The following is a 17,936-nucleotide window of genomic DNA, read 5'->3' as shown; positions in this document are numbered from 1 at the left end:
AGACCCTCATGAATTATCCAGGTTAGCAGCGTCGCCACTCCGCGCGGTGCTCGTAGCGCCTTCGCCGCACTGTCGGCGCCTCTGACTCACGACATGAGGATTGGGTCCAGATTGGGTGGAGGTTAGACCTCAGTTCTGCTGATTGAGGCGAAGCTTCCGGGTCCAATGGCACAGTAAATGCTTAAAGATCTATGCCCTTGTCGACCGGGGGCGCCTTTGGCGCCTTGGCACGCGCCAGGATTTTTTGTCGCATCCTATCAACAGATTCAGAGAAACCGGGCAATGACAAAGTACAAGCTCGAGTATATATGGCTTGATGGGTACACTCCAGTACCCAACCTTCGTGGGAAGACGCAAATCAAGGAATATGCTGATTTTCCCGCGCTTGAACAGCTTCCTCTATGGGGTTTTGACGGAAGCTCCACTATGCAGGCTGAGGGAAACAGTTCGGACTGCGTTCTGAAACCGGTCCGCATTTTTCCGGACAGCGAACGCAAGGATGGCGCCATTGTGCTGTGCGAAGTGATGATGCCGGACGGCGAAACCCCGCACCCGTCGAACAAGCGGGCAACCATTCTGGACGATAAGGGTGCCTGGTTCGGATTCGAGCAGGAATACTTCCTCTACAAGAACGGCCGGCCGCTGGGGTTTCCCGAGAATGGCTATCCGGCACCACAGGGTCCTTACTATACGGGCGTCGGCTACAGCAGGGTCGGCGATATAGCACGCAGGATCGTTGAGGAGCATCTCGACATATGCCTTGCTGCCGGCATCAACCATGAGGGCATCAACGCCGAAGTGGCGAAGGGCCAATGGGAATTCCAGATCTTCGGAAAGGGCTCAAAAAGGGCCGCCGACGAGATGTGGGTTGCCCGGTATCTGCTGGAGCGGCTGACGGAGAAGTACGGCATCGATGTCGAGTATCACTGCAAGCCGCTCGGCGACACCGACTGGAACGGGTCCGGCATGCACGCCAACTTTTCCACAACGTATCTGCGCGAGACAGGCGGCAAGGAATACTTGGAAAGGCTGATGGCAGCTTTCGAACAAGCCAGGGATGATCACATCGCGGTCTATGGACCGGACAACCACATGCGGCTGACCGGCAAGCACGAAACGCAGTCGATCCACTCCTTTAGCTACGGTGTCGCTGACCGGGGCGCATCGATCCGTGTGCCGCACAGCTTCGTAAGAAACGGCTATAGAGGCTATCTCGAAGATCGCCGTCCCAATTCGCAAGGCGACCCGTACCAGATCGCTTCCCGGATCCTGAAAACGATTGCATCCGTCCCGACGGGTGCTGAAGCCGGCGTTTCGGCTGCAGCCTGATCGTTTGCCACGGCGTAGATTTGGGCGTCTACGCCGTGATTTGCCTTGTCGCGCTGGCGGCGTCTACCAGAGGACCGACTTAGCCGGAAGCTATGGCCCGCAGCAGTCCCTAACCTTTTTAGACCTGATGTCTTCTTCGGTCCTATGGAGAGGAAAGGGTCAATGCTTCATTACGTTCAGCTAGGCGGCGGCGTGCCTGTGCCGATGTCGGATGTCATGGGACCGGCAGCGGGATTGGCATTGATTTCCGGACCGTCGTCAACCTCCACGGTGATGTTCCCGTCGGGCTCGACGCTGGCGACATAGGTCTTGATGCCGCAGGTGCCGTTCAGGGAACTCCCCGTCTTCAGGTCGAACATCCAGTCATGCAGCGGGCAGACAAGGGCGTGGCCGCCCAGCATGCCGTCGGCCAGCGGTCCCGACCGGTGCGGGCAGCTCGCCTGGGTGGCATAGACTGCACCGTCCCTGGTGCGGAAGACGGCGACGCGGCGGTCGCCGAGCTTGAAGGTGCGCCCCTCGCCGGCGGGAAGGCCGGTCAGGGGACCCAGGGTGAAACGATCGGACATGGTTCAGCCCTCCGCTGGAACAAGTGAGGTGAACTGGTTGGGGGTGGCGGGATTCTGGCCTTCCAGCCAAGGATCGCGATAGGCGTCGATCGATTCCTGCATCGCCTTGTCCAGGCGCTCGCCAATGCCCTCGCTGTCGTCCACGACGATGGATCGGAGTTTGGCGATGCCGATGCGCTCGACGTAGCTGTAGGTCCGCTCCTTCCATTTCGCGGTCTCGCGGTAATACTGCATGAAGCGGCCCATGATCTTCAGGGCCTCGTCGTGGCTGCCGACCACGCACAGCAGGTCGCCCTTGCGGATATGGGCGCCGGCGGCGCCGCCGACATAGATCTCCCACTTGCCGTCGCCGATCGCGACCGCGCCCACGTCCTTGACGTAGGCCTCGGAGCAATTGCGCGGGCAACCGGCGGTGGCAAGCTTCAGTTTGCCCGGGCTGTCGATGCCGCGGAATCGGTTCTCGATCCTAGTCGCCAGTGCCATGCTGTCGCCCAGCCCGAAGCGGCAGTAATCGGTGCCGATGCACGACTTGCAGGTCCGGTAGCTCTTGCCCCAGGCGTGGCCGGCCGGCATGCCCAGATCCTTCCAGACGCCAGGCAGGTCGTCGCGCGGCACACCGACCAGGTCGATGCGCTGGCCGCCGGTCAGCTTGACCAGGGGGACGTTGTACTTGACCGCCACGTCGGCGATCCGCTTCAGCTCGTCCGGGGTGCAGACGCCTCCGGGCATTTCGGGCACGACCGAGAAGGTGCCGTCCTTCTGGATATTGCCGTGCATGCGGTCATTGATGAAGCGGGCGTCGCGCTCGTCCTCATACTCGCCTTTCCAGATCGTGGACAGCAGGTTGGCGAGCCCGGGCTTGCTGCCGGGATCCTCCTTGCCGCCGGCCAGCACCTTGAAGACCGACGACACGGACTTCAAGTCGTTGGTGAGGATCGCCTCGATCAGGTCCTGGGTCGCGAGCGGCACGCCGGGCACATAGTAGTGGACCGAGGGGTCTTCCTCCGCCTCGCCGCCGCAGTAGAAATCGACCAGTTCGTTGACCAACCCCTTGCACGAGCCGCAGCCCATGCCAGCCCGCGTCGCCTTCATCACCGCCGACGCGGTGCGGGCGCCGCCGGAAACGCAGGCGCCGATCGCGGCCTTGGTCACGCCGTTGCAGTTGCAGACCTGGGCCTCGGCCGGCATCTCCTCCAGCGTCACCTTCTCGGCGGGAGCGCCCAAGTCGAACAGCAGGGACAGCCGCTCGTCCGGCAGGGGCGAGTCCCGGTCGAAGGCCTGCATCAGGTAGGCCGCCTTGCTGATGTCCCCCATCAGGATGCCGCCGACCAGCCTGCCATCGCGGACGATCAGCTTCTTGTAGGTGCCGCGCTTGGGCTCGGTGAACTGGACGACCTCGTCCCGTTCCTCGGTCGGCTCGGTGATGCCCATCGCGGCCACCTCGACGCCCATCACCTTCAGTTTGGTCGCCAGCTTAGAGCCGTGGTAGGCGGCGTCGCGATTGCGCCCGGTGACATGGTCGGCGAACACCTTCGCCTGATCCCACAGCGGCGCCACCAGCCCGTAGACCCGGCCCCGGTGCTGGGCGCATTCACCCACGACATAGACGTCGGGGTCGTCCACCGAACGCATGTGGTTGTCGACCACGATGGCGCGCTCCACCGTCAGGCCGCAACGCATGCCGATCTCCGCGTTCGGCCGGATGCCGGCGGAGACGACGACCAGGTCGCAGTCGATGCTTGTGCCGTCCTTGAAGGCGAGGCCGGTGATGCCGCGTTCGTCGCCCAGCACGGCCGTGGTGGATTTCTGAAGATGGACCTGCACGCCCATGGACTCCATGGCCGCCTTCAGCATGGCGCCGGCCGGGGCGTCCAGCTGCTGCTCCATCAGGTGCTTGCCGATATGGATCACGTGGACCTGGCAGCCGTGGTTGATCAGGCCGCGCGCCGCCTCCAGGCCCAGCAGGCCGCCGCCGATCACCGCCGCCTGCCGGCTCTCCCTGGCCCTCGCTATGATGCCGTCGCAGTCGTCCAGCGTGCGGAAGGCGAACACGCCGTCCCGGAGCTTACCGCCCGGGCCGGTCATGCCCTCGATCGGCGGCACGAAGGCGCGGCTGCCGGTGGCGATCAGCAGATAGTCATAGGGCATGTGGACGCCGGCCTCGGACCGCACCGTCTTGGCCGACCGGTCGATATCGGTCACCGGTGACCCGGCGTGCAGGGTGATGCCGTTGTCCCGGTACCAGTCCAGCGGGTTCATGACGATGTCGGCCGGGTCCTGGCTGCCGTTCAGCACGTTGGACAGCAGGATGCGGTTGTAGTTGCCGTAGGGTTCGTCGCCGAACATCGTGATCTCGAACAGGTCGGCGCCGCCGCGGGCGAGCACTTCCTCCACGGCGCGGGCGCCCGCCATGCCGTTGCCGATGACGACCAGTTTACGCTTGCCCATGGCTCTCTCCTGGGAAGATGGCAGCAAAGGGAGAAACCGTCAGATCTCGATCAGGCCGATGTCGAGCACCAGCGTGCCGGCCTGGCCCTCGGGCGCCGCGAGGAAGACCTCCACCCTGGTTTCCGGGAACAGGTCCTCGACCACGGCCAGAGGCACATGGACCGCGTCCTTGGCGCCGATGGGGAAATAGCGCATCGGCGCGCCGTCCTTGGTCAGCACCAGGTAGACCAGTTCGTTCAGCGAGTTTCCGGCGCGGAGGTAGATCAGCTGGGCGCGCTTGTCCGCCGGGACCGTGTAGGCCAGCGCCGGGTCCAGCTCCGCCGGCCGCGACAGGCCGCGCCCCTCGAAGTCGAACACGCCGTTGAGGAAGCGTGGGGTCGAATCCATCATGTCCGGTTTCTCCCGTGGTTCAGTGGGTGTGAGGGGTGTTGTTCAATGTTTCGGGGGCAAGTCCGCCGCTTCCAGGCGGACGGCGCAGACCTTGAACTCCGGTATGCGCGAGACGGGATCGAGGGCGGCGTTGGTCAGCAGGTTGGCGCACCCCGCGCCGCCCCAGTGGAAAGGGACGAACAGCGTGTCCATCCGGATCGTCGTGACGAGGCGCGCCTTGACCACCGCGTCGCCCCGCCGGGTGACGAGCCGCACCCGGTCGCCGTTCCGGATGCCGAAGCTTCGGGCCATGCCGGGGTGGATCTCGACGAAAGCTTCGGGCTCCGCCTCCAGCAGCGCCGGCACCCGGCGCGTCTGGGCGCCGGACTGGTACTGCGACAGCACCCGCCCCGTGGTCAGGTAGAGCGGGTAATGCTGGTCCGGCTCCTCGTCCGGGGGACGGTGGCCGACGGGGCTGAAGCGCGCCCTGCCGTCGGGTGTCGGGAAACGGTCGAGGAACAGGCGGGGGGTGCCGGCAGGGCCAGCGGCCTCATCGGGACAGGGCCAGAAGACGCCGTCCTCCGCCGCGACCCGCTCCCAGGTGATGCCGGAATAGTCTGCGAGGCCGCCGGAGCTTGCCCGGCGAAGCTCGCCGAACGCTTCGCGGGCATCGTCGGTGAAGTGGGCGCCGCGGCCCAGCCGGTCGGCCAGGGCCTTGATCACCTGGAGGTCGGTGCGGACGCCGTCGGGCGCCGGCTTGGCCCGGCGCCGTAGCTGGACGCGCCCCTCCAGGTTGGTCATGGTGCCCTCCTCCTCCGCCCACTGGGCGATTGGGAGGACGACGTCGGCCATCCCGGCGGTCTCGGACAGGAACATGTCGGACACCACCAGCAGGTCGAGCGCCCGCAGGCCTTGCCGGACCTGCGCCACATCCGGGGCCGAGACGGCGATGTTGGAGGCCATCACCAGAAGGACGCGGATGCCGGGCTTGCCCGGCTCCTCCCGACCGAGGGCGGCGAGAAGCTCGCAGGCTGACAGCCCCGGGCCGGGAAGCGAGGCTTCCTCGACGCCCCAGACCGAAGCGGCGTGCGCCCGGTGCTCCGGGTTGTCCAGCTTGCGGTATCCCGGAAGCTGGTCGGCCTTCTGGCCGTGCTCGCGCCCGCCCTGGCCGTTGCCTTGGCCGGTCAGGGTGCCGAAGCCGCAGAAAGGCTTGCCGACCTTGCCCAGCGCCAGCGCCAGGTTGATGAAAGACAGCACGTTGTCGACACCGGTGCTCTGCTGCTCCGGCCCGCGGGCGGTCAGCACCATCGCCGTCCCGGCGGTGCCCAGCATGCGGGCGGCCTCGTTGATGCGGTCGGCGGGAACGCCGGTGATGCGCTCGCCCCGGTCGGGCCAGTAGGAGCCCACGGTCCGCCGGACTTGCTCGAACCCGACGGTGCGCAGCCCGATGAAGTCGAGGTCCAGGTAGCCTTGCCGGATCACCGAGTTCAGCAGGGCGTTGCCGAGCGCGGCGTCGGTTCCCGGAGTGATCTGGAGATGCAGGTCCGCCAGCGCCGCCGTGGGCGTGACTCGGGGATCGACGACGATCAGGCGGCCGCCTCGGCGTTTCTGCTCCTCGAAGTACTGCATCATGACGGGCAGCGATTCAGCCGGGTTGCCGCCGACCAGGAGGATCACCTCGGCCCTCCCGATATCCTCCAGCGGGAACGGCAGGCCGCGGTCGATGCCGAACGCCTTCATCCCGGCCGCGGCGGCCGATGCCATGCAGAAACGGCCGTTGTAGTCGATGTTGGGGGTACGGAGCGCCACGCGGGCGAACTTGCCCAGCATGTAGGACTTCTCGTTGGTCAGCCCGCCGCCGCCGAATATGCCGACGGCGGCCGGACCATGCTCCCGCTGGGTCCGGCCGATCGCGTCGGTGATCCTGTCAAGCGCCTCGTTCCACGAGGCGGGGCGCAGGGGGCCGTCCTTGCTGTCGCGCATCAGGGGCGTGGTAAGCCGGTCGGGTGCCGACAGCAGGTCGGCGGCCGTCCAGCCCTTGCGGCACAGTCCGCCCCGATTGGTCGGGAAATCGCGGGCGGCCACGGTGTAACGGACCTCCCCGCAGGCGTCTTCCCGGACCAGGGTCATGCCGCACTGGAAGGCGCAGTACGGACAGTGCGTGTCCGTGCGGGTCCCCGCATGCGTCCCCGCCATGCCGTCAGACCTTGGCGGCGGTCATGTGGGCGGCACCCCAGGTCGTCCGCCACCGCCTCTTAACGCCGGACAGGCCGAGCAGAGCCACCACCGCCAGCAGAGCGAACACCAGGAATCCCGCCTGGTAGTCGCCGAACCACTGCTTCGACAGGCCCAGGCTCGATGCCAGATAGAACCCGCCGATGCCCCCGGACATGCCGACCATCCCGGTCATGACGCCGATCTCCCGCCGGAAACGCTGGGGGACGAGCTGGAACACGGCGCCGTTGCCCATACCCAGGGCCTGCATGGCGCATCCGAAGGCGATCAGCGCGAGCCAGGCATTGGGCAGGCCGAAGCTGACGATGATCAGGAAAGCCGCCGCGATGGCATACATGATGCTGAGCGACCGGATACCGCCGATCCGGTCGGCGAGATAGCCGCCCACCGGCCGCATCACCGACCCCAGGAAGACACAGGCCGCCGTGAAGTAGCCCGCTTCCACGGCGCCCAGCCCGTAGAGGTCGTTGAAGTAGATGGTCAGGGAGGACGCGAGGCCGACGAAGCCACCGAAGGTCACACTGTAGAAGAACATGAACCACCAGGCGTCGACCTCCCGGAGCACCGCCAGATATTCCTTCAGGGACTTGGGCGGCGGGGCATCCGGGCTGTCCTTCGCCATGACGAGGAAGGCCACGAAGGCGATGCCCAGCGGAATGAGGGCCAGCCCGAAGACGCTGTTCCAGCCGTACCAGACGGCCAGCGTCGGTGCGAACAGGGCCGCGAAGACAGTGCCGGAGTTGCCGGCGCCGGCGATGCCCAGCGCGGTTCCCTGGTGCTCGGGCGGGTACCAGCGCGACGCCAGCGGCAGGGCCACGGCGAAGGAGGCGCCGGCGACGCCGAGGAACACGGCCAGCAGCATCACCTGCCACAGGGCGGACAGTTGGACCAGCCATGCGGCGCCGAGCGCCCCGATCACCAGCAGCTGGCCGATGATGCCGGTCAGCTTCGGGCCGATCCGGTCGACCATCAGGCCTAGCACGACGCGCAGGAACGCTCCGGCCAGTACGGGGGTGGCCACCATCAGGCCCTTCTGGGCCGGGCTGAGCGCGAGGGTTTCGGAAATCTGGACGCCGAGCGGCCCCAGCAGCACCCATACCATGAAGCTGACATCGAAATACAGGAACGCGGCGAACAGGGTCGGTGGATGACCCGCCTTCCAGAAACTAGAGTGCATGGAGCTCCTTTCCCCGGATTTTTCTGCGGCTGCGACCCAACTCAGCCGAGAAAACATAAAATTAATCTTTCGATTTTATGCTTATATCTTCATCCATCCGGGGAAATGGCATCGCAATTTATGTGCCAACTGTCACGTTGGTGTCATGCGAACATCTTTCACAGATGAAGATCTATAACTTCATTGCTGCGGAACCGCCCGCTCTTACCCAATTAAGAGGCACTCAACGATCTTCCGATTTAGAGAAGGTGCTTGAAATCACCGACGCCGGACAGGTGTGGCTGGTCGGCGTCGGTCACTGAATGGAATTAAGGCGCGTCGGAAACGATAATTGCCCAATATCTGCTCAACCTGCTGTCATCATGGCAGTCTGAATAGATCTTGGGCGACAGCCCCGATGTTTAGCCCTCCCGGTGCTCAGCTGTGGGATCCGGGCGATTTCGGCACGCCGATTGCCGGAGAGGTCAATTCGGGATCGTTGCGGCTGGCATCATTGCTGTCAGGCGCTGTATTAGCGACGGCATTGTGGTTCAGCCGCTTCGCCTTCTGCATGCCATCGATCTCCATCTTTCGGGCTTGCCCCTGGTTGTCCTTGGCCATGGGGTATTTCCTTGATGATGTCGGTGCAAAATCAGGTTGAGACTCTGGAACGGAGTTGCGGTCACGCTCGTTCCTACCACTTGACCGCTACTACCGCGGACGGTAGCGCCGGCATTCACATGCAATGCGGAGCAAAGCGAAGCCACCGATGTCTCATGGAACAAGATGCTGCACCGCACCAGCATGTCCGCTAGAATATCGTTGATGAAAATCGGGGAAAGTCACCGATCATGCAGGAACATCCGTTCGCCGAATATACGAGGGCTTTGGGCAAGGGACCGAAGCTGTTCCGCGACCTGGAGGAGCACGAGCCCGAAACGGCCATGACGATGGTCCTGCGCGGCGAGGTCGATCCCATCCAGCTCGGCGCCTTCCTTCTGCTGCTGAGGCGCAAGGAAGAGACGGGAGCGGAGCTTGCCGGATTCGTCAGGGCGGCGAAGTCGGTGCTCGCCCGGCCCGACGACCCGATCGTTCCCGACCTGGGCTGGCCCTCCTACGCCGACCGGCACCGACAGCAGCCCTGGTTTGTGCTGTCGGCGCTGCTGCTGGCGGCAGAGGGCATCAAGGTGCTGATGCAGGGCATCGACGGCGGGTCGGAAGGGTACGCCCCGACCCCCGCTGCGCTCGCCCAGCTGGGCATCCATCCCTGTGGATCCCTGACCCAAGCGGCGGCCGAACTGCGGAACAGCAATTTCGCCTATATCAGGCTGCAGGGTTTCTGTCCCGACCTGGAACGGCTGTTCCAACTCCGCCCGCTGCTGGGCGTGCGGACCGCGGTCAACACCTTCGCCCGCGACATCAACCCGCTGGACGCCCCTGCCCAGATCCAGAGCGTGTTCCATCCGCCCTACCGCCCGCTGCACCAGGAGATCGCGATCCGCCTAGGCCAGCCCTGCGCCGCCATCTTCAAGGGCATCGGCGGCGAGGCGCAACGCTCCCCCCTGAAGGAGTGCGTGGTCGCGACCGTCGAGGACGGCCAGGCGGCGGAGGAATTCTGGGCGCCCCGGCTCGCGGAACGGATGGAAACGACCTACCAGTGGCGTGCCGAGGACCTGGATCCACGCCACCCCGCCCTGCTGTGGGCGGGGGAGTTGGACAACCCGGTCGCCGAGCAGGCGGTCATCGCGACCGCAGCCGTGGGCCTGAGGGCCGTTGGCCGAGCCTCATTGATCGAGGAGGCCGAGGCAATGGCCGAGCGGCTGTGGCGGTCGCGGTCTCCGGGCCGGTTCCGCGCCTGACGGCGCGTGGATTCCATCGGCATGAATGAGGTTCGCTCCAAGGGCATCCAGATCCGGTTCGGCATCGCTTCGGAACAGGGCCGGCGCCCGCGGAACGAGGATTACGCCGGTCTTTACGAGGGAACCGCGCTCCAGCGCATTCGGCAGGGGATCGTCGCGGCGGTGGCCGACGGTGTCGGCGGCGCCAAGGGCGGGCGCGTCGCGGCGGAGTTGGCGGTCAGGACTTTCATCGATGGCTACTATGCCCAGCCGGCGACGGTCGGCGTTCATCACGCCGCCGCAGCGTCGATCGACGCCTTCAACCGGTGGATACACCAACTCGGCCGGACCGACGCGATGTTGGAGAATGCGTCCTGCACCTTCACGTCGCTGATCCTGCTCGGCAGGAAGGCCCATGTCCTCCATGTCGGCGACAGTCGTGCCTACCGCTTGAGCGGCGACGACCTAGTGCGCCTGACGGAGGACCACACGCTCAAGCATCCGGACCTGAGGCACGTGCTGTTCCGGGCGATCGGAATCGAGCCGTCGGTCAGGCTCGACTATTCGGCCGAGACATTGAAGCCGCACGACCGCTTACTGCTGTGCTCGGACGGGGTCCACGGCACCCTGGGAGACCGCCGCATCCGCGACCTGCTGATAAGGGGCCTGGCGCCGGAGGAGGCGGCGCGGGAGATCGTCGCCTCCGCCTTCCAGGCCGGCAGCACCGACAACATCACGGCCCTGGTCATCGACGTCATCAGCCTGCCTCCGGCGGAGCATGCCGACCTTGAATCGGCTATCGCCGCCCTGCCGATCCGCGATCCGGTGCCCAGGACGGGAGATACAGTCGACGGCTTCCGGTTGGACAGCGTTCTGTCGGACGGGCGCTACAGCCGCCTGTTCAAGGCCGCCGACACCGCCAACGGCGACCGCTGGGTCGTGGTGAAGTTTCCGCAGCCCATGGTCGCGACCGATGCCACCCACCACTCCGCCTTCCTGCGCGAGGCCTGGGTGTCGGCGCGCATCCATAGCCCCTGGATCGGCGAGGTGATCGAGGTGCCGGCGGAGCGCCAGACCTGCCTTTATTCCACCATGCCCTTCTACGAGGGCGAGACGCTGGAGAAACGGCTGGGCCGCAAGCCACGGCTGAACTTGCGCGACGGTGTCGAGATCGCCATCAAGCTTTGCAAGGCGGTCGCTGCACTTCACCGTGCCGGCATCATCCACCGCGACATCAAGCCGGACAACGTGATCCTGGAACCGCGGGGCGGTTTGAGGTTGATCGACCTGGGGGTGGTGCGCCTGCCCCGGATCGAGGATTTCCCGGCCGCCGACATTCCCGGGACGCCCAGCTACATGGCCCCGGAACTGCTCGCCGGCCAGGCCGGCGACGAGTTGAGCGACGTCTATGCCCTGGGCATCACCGTCTACCGGGCCTTCAGCAACCACTACCCCTATGGCGAGGTCGAGCCATTCAGCCGGCCGCGCTTCGGCAAGCCGGCGCCCCTGTCACGCTACCGGCCCGACCTGCCGGGCTGGCTCGACGCCGTCCTGGACCGGGCAGTGGCCGTGGATCGCCGGGACCGCGTTGCCGACGCGATCGAATTCGCCTCGGAGCTGGAAAGCGGACTGGCGCGCGGTAGCCCTGTCAGCCTGCGCAAGCCGCCGCTTTACGACCGGAACCCCGTGCGGTTCTGGCAGACCGTCTCGCTGGTCCTTGCATTGACACTGCTGTTTTCCGCCCTCTAGTTGTCTGACGGCGCAACGTTGTAGGGATCAAGTATGTTGGGTGATAGAGGCTTATGCCTGGCACTTCGCCGGCCCGCTGGGCGCGCGGGAGCACCAGCCAGTCCGGTCCGTCGCAGCCGATGAAGAGCCAGATCTTCCAAACGGCGGTGGGCGGTCAAGCCGGCAGCCGCCGCGCTAGCGGCGGGGGCTCGCCAGGGCCAGGCTTGAGGTCCCACCGCAGTCTAGAATACCCTGATCATCGGTAAACGGTGGAGGTCGAACGATCCATGGAGGCCTGCCCATGTATCAGATCCATCCCAATGCCAGAACCACACCGGCCGTGCGTGCCGAAATCCTTCGTTCGCTGAACCCTCCGGCGAACTTGCCAAGCGCTACGGCGTCAGCACCGAGACCATCCGCAAATGGCGCAGGCGCGGCGCCGAGGATTGTCGCGACCACTCCTCGCCTCCCAACCACCCGTGGTGGCGGGTCACCGACGAAGAGCGCACTAAAAATCGTTGCCCAGCTGACCGTCTACAGCGTTAAGGAAGTATCGCATCCAGACAATGTCTTCGATAAAATGCATTATTCCGCCGTGATGCCCTTAGAAATCTGGCCTGGAGCCTTGAACTCAAAGGCCAGGTGGGAGCGCCCCCTGCACTCCTACCTGCCGCGAAGATTAGGCCGCTGCCCGACGTCGTGAGCGCTGAACCGGGGCCGTCTCGGCTTCAGGCGCAGACCGGTGCTTGCCCAAACCGATGGCCTTGGCGAACTCGCTGCGTTTCTCAGCATAGGCCGGAGCGACCATCGGGTAGTCCGCCGGCAGGTTCCACTTCACCCGGCTTTGGTGCGTAAATCAGGATCGCACGGCCGGCCCGGGCAGGTGTATAGAGGCCGCCCTGCTGCCGAGAGCCCGCATGCCGTACAAGCACAACGAACCGCGCCGTCACAAGATTCCAAAAGCCAAGTACCGAGTTTTGAATTGGCGGGAGTACGACCGAGCCCTGCAGCAGCGCGGCAGCCTGACGGTCTGGGTGACGCCCGAGGCGCTGGAAGCCTGGGCGCCAGCGGCGACCGGGCAACGTGGTCGACCGCCGGCTTACTCGGACATCGTCATCGAGACCGCGGCCATGCTGCGTCTGGTGATGGGCCAGCCGTGGCGCCAGACCGAGGGGCTGCTGCGCTCCATCATCGAACTGCTCGGCCTGGACCTGCCGGTGCCGGACCATACGACACTGGCTCGGCGCAGCGCCCGCCTGCCGTTGACGACCGCCTTGAAGAAGCCGAAGGGACCCGTGGATGTGGTGATCGACTCCAGCGGCTTGAAGATCTTCGGCGCGGGCGAGTGGCGGCATGAGAAACATGGCGGCACGCCACGCCGGAGCTGGCGCCGGCTGCACCTTGCCATCGATCCGGACAGCGGTGACATCCTGGCCGCCGAGCTGACCACCACGGACGAGGGCGATGCCTCCCAGGTTGGCCCGTTGCTCGATCAGATCGACGGCCCGGTCTCCACTGTCTTTGCTGACGGCGCGTATGACGGCGATCCCACCTACCGGACTGTCCTCGAGCGTCATCCCGACGCCGCGGTGGTCATCCCACCCAGATCAACCGCGGTCCTGAGCGACACGGCAGAGACCGACCCCACTCAGCGCGACCGGCACATCCAGGTGCTTGCCGAGAAAGGCCGGATGGGCTGGCAGGCCGCGACTGGCTACGGCAAGCGCGCGCTCGTGGAAACCGCTTTCCACAGGTACAAGGTCCTGGTCGGCGGAGCCTCCGCGCCCGGACTCTGTCCGCCCAGAAGGTCGAGGCCAGGGTCGCCTGCGCCGCGATCAACCGCATGACCAGCCTCGGCATGCCGGCCTCCCGGAAGGTCGCCTGAGATCCAGCACATGGGGGGAAGTCTGGTCCCAACGCGATTTATGCACCACAGCCTCGAGGATGGGCTTTCACGGGGTCGCCCTCTGATCTGCGCACCGGGTGAGCAAAACATCGCTGCTCGCCTGACCGAAGACGACATCAGGATGGTCCGTGCCAGTGCGATGAAGACGGGGGATCTCGCCTCCCGGCTAGGCGTCAGTCGATCGGCGATCAACGCGGCTCGTCGCCGGATTACGTGGAGGCATATTGAATAATATCCCAGGTGAGCATGATCCGAGCCAGCAATGCCGACCCGGATCATACTATGACGATCACTGGGCGGGTGAAGACAGTGCGGCCGCCTGCGGCAAGCCCTCGACCCCGGCGCCGATGTCAACCGCGATATCTGTGGCTGCCGGGCTGCACTCCGGGTGACCCCAACCGCTCGGGCTTCTGAACGTTCCCTGCGACTGGATGATGTCGTAAACAATGGCATCGGTCCCGGCGGAACTCACGCCTTTGGGACCGGTCCCGTTCCGGTCGAGACGGAGCGCGCGACGCACCCGCCAGGCGATGTTGTGATCGGCGCAGGAGCTGTCACCGCTGACCCCGAGGCCGCCGATGATCTGGCTGTCGCTGGTATACAGCCCGAGTCCGCCGCCGAACACGTTGATGCCGCCGACCTTCTCGCCGACCATGCCATCCTGCGGGGTCCCGTAGTTCTTCGGGTTGCCTTTGTAGGCGGCCTTGGGATCGACAGGATTGCTCTCCTGCAGCCCGAACAGAGTCCCGCCCGGCTGAACCGCGGTATAGAGGTTGGCGGTCGAGAGGGCGAGGCCGTCCAGGCTGAAGGCATTGGCGGTATGGGCTTTCTGGGCCGAGATCACGCGGCTGCCCGGCCACTGGTCGTCGCGGTCGGCGCCGGAGAAAGCGACAGCGCATACGAACCCGTCCCGGTCTACAATTGTCGCCCACATCTGGAGACCGAAACCACCGTTCGCCTCCGCAACCGCGCTCTTGAGGGCTTTTACGAGGTTGGAATGACTCGGAAGACCCTTGCACTGTCCCGCTGCTGCCGGAGGCGACTTGGAGTCGTCCGCTCGCTTGTCGTCTGCGCCGTCTTTCGCATATCCAGGCGAAGTGCAAAGCGTCGCAGCCACTGTCAGGGCAAAACCAAAAATCGCATGTCTTTTCATGTTAACTCCCTAGAACAAGAAACTGCTATTTGTTAGTTGATACTGAGACAACCGGTGGAAAAACATGATTGTCTAAGCGCAACTTTTGGAAACTCAGAGGAGTCTCAGTAAGCATACTTTCATTACTAATGACGATTCCGAATCTGGAAAAATTTCTACTAATTGGGAATAATTCTATAGGAAATTCTTATGGTATTCCGGACATATCTCTTCCTACGGTTTGGACATAGAGGCCACCAACGAGCGGGCGACCAAATCCAGCACGTTGGACGTCAATCCGCTTTCCAGGAACCAGCGTTGTCCGGCCGTCGTCGGACTGGGCCGAACAATACTAGGTGGAAACGGATTGAGGTCCACGATAGAGATTAGCCGTTCAATGATGGTTCTACTCCGGCTGCGGAGTGACTATTGCGAGTTCTGTGCCCTCAGCATCCAGGCCTTGTCCAGGCGTCGGCGGAGAACCGGGTTGGATTATTCCTCTCATGTCATAGCCGAACGTGTCCTTTTCGGGATCCTTGCTGGTGCTGTCCAGAGCAGTAGGGGTGTAAATATCAAGGTCAACAGCAGGGGGTACTAGAGCACCTTCGGCATGGGTGCTGCCGATGTTACCCAGCAAGAGGACTGGTACCACACCGCACAGAACCAATTTATTCTTCAGGTCTTTTGATATCATGGTCGTGCCTCCGGGCAAGTTGTACCGGGGTGCATTTGCCCAATAACAACCCCAGTCCGGAAAGAATAAAGTAATTCGTTCCGGATGTTACAGTTAAGGGTGTACTATGTCCCGGCATGATAAACTTAATGTTACATCAACTTTAGCCGGGTTTTCAGAATGCTAGACTTTCCTTAATTTCAAACGTTCTAATAAGACTCTAATACATAATTTCCGCTTAGGTATGGTACCTATCCATCTTTGGATGAGGATAGCGAGGCTGTCATCGAGCGGTCGACCAGGTCAGGGTAGAGGGCGTGGCATGGATCAGACGCATTGCCACGCCGTAGGCATTCGGTGACGCACCCCAAAACGTCCGGCATGCTGAGGTCCGGTCCGAACCGGTCGAGCAGCCTAGCGCGCTGGTACTGGCCCTGGCGTCCACACCGATCGCGGGCGATGCGGACCAGGTCGAGCGGATAGGTGCGAAGGGTCAGCGCGCCGGTGGTCATTACCGGCTATGTATCCGATTGCTTTTCAAGAGCAACTTCCCATTTTGCTGCATTTTTCTCGCCTTCTGAAATCAGGGCCGCCAGACGGGGGTTGGCCAGATAGGCCGTGCGCTGTTGGGACATAGGCTTCACACTGGTGTCGTTGGATCCTTCGAGCTTTTCCTTTCGGGAAAGCGCACAGATGGCCACAAGCGCAAAAAAGCTGAACAGCAGTCCCAGCACAAACCAGCCGACATCGCTTCGGTTCTTGTCGTGAGCGATCACCGCGCAGGTGCCGGCACACGTCAGCCAAACGCCAATAGCAACGTAGGGACTTGGTCAGTTTCGCCGGCAGATAGCGGTCACGGCGTTCTGAGCTGGTCTATGCCGGAACGTTCTGCCGGATGAGATCGGGGAGCCAGGGCACGCGATCGGCGTCCGGTATTTTGAGCCTGGCTCCCAGGTAGTCCCAGAACGAGATGGCGAGCTTGGAGCAGGTTTTCAGCAGGCTGAGGAAGGTGTCCCGGGCCTGCTTGCCGGCCGCGGAGCGGGTCTCGCCGGAGACTTTGCGTTTGGTGACGAAGCTGCGGACGTCGTTCTCCGAGCCATTGGTATGCAGCGGGATGTTGGGCCGGTCGAGCACCAGGAGCAACTCATTCTTGTTGGCGTGAAGGCGGCTAACTGTGTCGTCGAGTTCGGTGAAGCCGGTGATCCGGCCGAAGATCCGGTCGAAGCGTGCCCGCAGGGCCGTGCGGCGTATGGCGGTCGGGTCGTCCTTGTAGAGCTTGAGATCAGCGTAGAACCACCAGACCAGCTGGCGCTGTACATCGACCAGGCGGTGCTGCTCGTCGGTGACGCAGACGATGCGGCGGAGATGGCGCTCGGCATGGATCCAGCACAGGGCGTGCTGGAAAACATCGAACTGACCCGCATCATCGGAGACGATCACGGTGTCGGTCAGCAGGCCGCGGGCGACGATGGCGCCGACCATGGCGGCCTCGGTGACCCGCCGACGCTGACCGGCGCCGAGGCCGAAGCTGTCCAGGTGGACCCGCCACGCCGCATCATCGTCAAAGCTTCGGGATCCAGCGGCGAGCAGAGCGGCGACGATGCTTTCCGGCACGCCGTGTTCGATCAGGTAGGCCAGCGCCGCGGTGTTGATCACATAGACAGGGTCGCCGGCACGGAGCAGGTCGAGGAAGTTCAGGCGGCTCTTTGATGGCCGGGTGGCGAACCAGGCGAAACGGTCATTGCCGATGTGGGTGGTGTATTCATCGCGCCCGGCGTGGCGAGCCGCTGTGTCATCGACCGTCACCCAGGCGGCACTCGCCAGCCCAGCTTCCAGGATGGCGTCCTTCTCGGCGTGAAAGGCATCCTTGTTGGCCGTCAGGATGGTGATGATCTGGCCCTCCGAGATGCGCACGCCCAAGCTCTTCAGCTGGGCGCGCAGGCGCTCCACCGTCACCTGCCCTTGGACATGCTGCATCAGGACATAGCGCACGATCCCGGGGCCGAAGTGGCCGCTCACCTCAGGCGGCAGCGGTGCTGTGATCTCCTGGCCGTCCGGTGTCACCCAGCGTTCGCGGCGGAAGCGGATGACCTGTGGCGCCAGGAGCAGATCCTGCACCGTATAGTTCTCGAAGCCGCGGCGCCGCGAGCCGGATGGGACCTCGATGACCAGGGTTCGCTCCGTCGTCACCGGCGGGGTGCGTCGGCCACTCTGCCGTTTGCGCCGCTGCCGGGGTGCTTCCTTGGTCCTGGCTCGTTTATCCGGTTCCGTCGCCTTGTCCATGCCGCCCGGCGTCAGCTTCGGTTTCTTCGGCAGATCCTTCAGTCGAGCGTTCTCCGCGCCCAGCTGCTGGTTCTCCTCGCGCAGCGCTGTCACCTCGATCAAAAGCTGGACGACCAGCTTCTTCAGCTCGTCGAGGGACAGGGCGTCCAGGTCTGGAGGCGGCGGCACTGACATGCCGTAAGCCAACCATGCCGACCCTCATCAAGGGAAGCCTTCATGTCAGCTCGCAACACCCGCCAACCGGGGAAACTGACCAAGTCCGAAGCGGGGCAG

At 64.2% G+C, this 17,936-nt stretch carries 15 protein-coding genes and 2 pseudogenes; 6 read left to right on the top strand and 11 right to left on the bottom strand.

Annotated elements, in window-relative coordinates:
- Positions 1-282 precede the first annotated feature (282 nt).
- Complete coding sequence (locus IGS68_RS28885; RefSeq protein ID WP_201082572.1) at positions 283-1,329, top strand: glutamine synthetase beta-grasp domain-containing protein; 1,047 nt, start codon at positions 283-285, stop codon at positions 1,327-1,329.
- Between the two features lie 176 nt (positions 1,330-1,505).
- On the opposite strand, the gene IGS68_RS28880 is transcribed toward IGS68_RS28885, so the two are convergent.
- The 5 genes from IGS68_RS28880 to IGS68_RS28860 are packed head-to-tail and all read right to left on the bottom strand — an operon-like array spanning position 1,506 to position 8,124.
- The gene (locus IGS68_RS28880) at positions 1,506-1,895 is read right to left on the bottom strand and encodes a Rieske (2Fe-2S) protein (RefSeq protein ID WP_201082570.1); all 390 of its coding nucleotides are present in this window, start codon (positions 1,893-1,895) and stop codon (positions 1,506-1,508) included.
- A 3-nt stretch (positions 1,896-1,898) separates the two neighbouring features.
- A complete protein-coding gene (gene nirB, locus IGS68_RS28875) occupies positions 1,899-4,343 on the bottom strand; it encodes a nitrite reductase large subunit NirB (RefSeq protein ID WP_201082568.1) in 2,445 nt (814 codons plus the stop codon).
- Positions 4,344-4,382: 39 nt separating this feature from the next.
- Positions 4,383-4,733: a hypothetical protein gene (locus tag IGS68_RS28870; protein ID WP_371821932.1), complete on the bottom strand. Its 351-nt coding sequence runs from the start codon at positions 4,731-4,733 to the stop codon at positions 4,383-4,385.
- Between the two features lie 42 nt (positions 4,734-4,775).
- The gene (locus IGS68_RS28865; protein ID WP_201082566.1) at positions 4,776-6,908 is read right to left on the bottom strand and encodes a molybdopterin oxidoreductase family protein; all 2,133 of its coding nucleotides are present in this window, start codon (positions 6,906-6,908) and stop codon (positions 4,776-4,778) included.
- Between the two features lie 4 nt (positions 6,909-6,912).
- Entirely contained in the window at positions 6,913-8,124 is a 1,212-nt protein-coding gene (locus tag IGS68_RS28860; RefSeq protein WP_201077875.1) for a nitrate/nitrite transporter, read from the bottom strand.
- Positions 8,125-8,288: 164 nt separating this feature from the next.
- Between IGS68_RS28860 and IGS68_RS28855 the strand changes: the two genes are divergently transcribed.
- Positions 8,289-8,426 (top strand): hypothetical protein, encoded by a 138-nt coding sequence (locus IGS68_RS28855; RefSeq protein WP_201082565.1) that lies wholly within the window; start codon positions 8,289-8,291, stop codon positions 8,424-8,426.
- Positions 8,427-8,541: 115 nt separating this feature from the next.
- Here IGS68_RS28855 and IGS68_RS28850 read toward each other — a convergent pair whose 3' ends face one another.
- Positions 8,542-8,724: a hypothetical protein gene (locus IGS68_RS28850; RefSeq protein ID WP_201077876.1), complete on the bottom strand. Its 183-nt coding sequence runs from the start codon at positions 8,722-8,724 to the stop codon at positions 8,542-8,544.
- A 230-nt stretch (positions 8,725-8,954) separates the two neighbouring features.
- Between IGS68_RS28850 and IGS68_RS28845 the strand changes: the two genes are divergently transcribed.
- The 3 genes and pseudogenes from IGS68_RS28845 to IGS68_RS35755 all read left to right on the top strand — a co-directional run.
- Positions 8,955-9,962 (top strand): glycosyl transferase family protein, encoded by a 1,008-nt coding sequence (locus IGS68_RS28845; protein WP_201082564.1) that lies wholly within the window; start codon positions 8,955-8,957, stop codon positions 9,960-9,962.
- Between the two features lie 21 nt (positions 9,963-9,983).
- Positions 9,984-11,690 (top strand): bifunctional protein-serine/threonine kinase/phosphatase, encoded by a 1,707-nt coding sequence (locus tag IGS68_RS28840; RefSeq protein WP_201082563.1) that lies wholly within the window; start codon positions 9,984-9,986, stop codon positions 11,688-11,690.
- Between the two features lie 280 nt (positions 11,691-11,970).
- Positions 11,971-12,176, top strand: a pseudogene (locus IGS68_RS35755) (IS481 family transposase); the annotation flags it as partial.
- A gap of 172 nt (positions 12,177-12,348) precedes the next feature.
- Here the strand turns inward: IGS68_RS35755 and IGS68_RS28835 are convergent.
- Entirely contained in the window at positions 12,349-12,477 is a 129-nt protein-coding gene (locus IGS68_RS28835) for a Ros/MucR family transcriptional regulator (RefSeq protein WP_371821953.1), read from the bottom strand.
- 109 nt (positions 12,478-12,586) lie between these two features.
- Here IGS68_RS28835 and IGS68_RS28830 point away from each other — a divergent pair.
- A pseudogene (locus tag IGS68_RS28830) lies at positions 12,587-13,554 on the top strand (IS5 family transposase).
- Positions 13,555-13,864: 310 nt separating this feature from the next.
- Here IGS68_RS28830 and IGS68_RS28825 read toward each other — a convergent pair.
- From IGS68_RS28825 to IGS68_RS28810, 4 genes are all read right to left on the bottom strand, one after another.
- A complete protein-coding gene (locus tag IGS68_RS28825; protein WP_201082562.1) occupies positions 13,865-14,728 on the bottom strand; it encodes a GlcG/HbpS family heme-binding protein in 864 nt (287 codons plus the stop codon).
- Between the two features lie 385 nt (positions 14,729-15,113).
- A complete protein-coding gene (locus tag IGS68_RS28820; RefSeq protein ID WP_201082561.1) occupies positions 15,114-15,401 on the bottom strand; it encodes a hypothetical protein in 288 nt (95 codons plus the stop codon).
- Positions 15,402-15,898: 497 nt separating this feature from the next.
- Positions 15,899-16,156 (bottom strand): hypothetical protein, encoded by a 258-nt coding sequence (locus IGS68_RS28815; protein WP_201082560.1) that lies wholly within the window; start codon positions 16,154-16,156, stop codon positions 15,899-15,901.
- 97 nt (positions 16,157-16,253) lie between these two features.
- Positions 16,254-17,837 (bottom strand): IS66 family transposase, encoded by a 1,584-nt coding sequence (locus tag IGS68_RS28810; RefSeq protein ID WP_247881468.1) that lies wholly within the window; start codon positions 17,835-17,837, stop codon positions 16,254-16,256.
- Between the last annotated feature and the right edge of the window lie 99 nt (positions 17,838-17,936).

The sequence above is a fragment of the Skermanella sp. TT6 genome (assembly GCF_016653635.2).
In the GTDB taxonomy this organism is placed as follows: domain Bacteria; phylum Pseudomonadota; class Alphaproteobacteria; order Azospirillales; family Azospirillaceae; genus Skermanella; species Skermanella cutis.
Note: the sequence above shows the minus strand (reverse complement) of the source record. Positions and strands in the feature narration are given on the sequence as shown.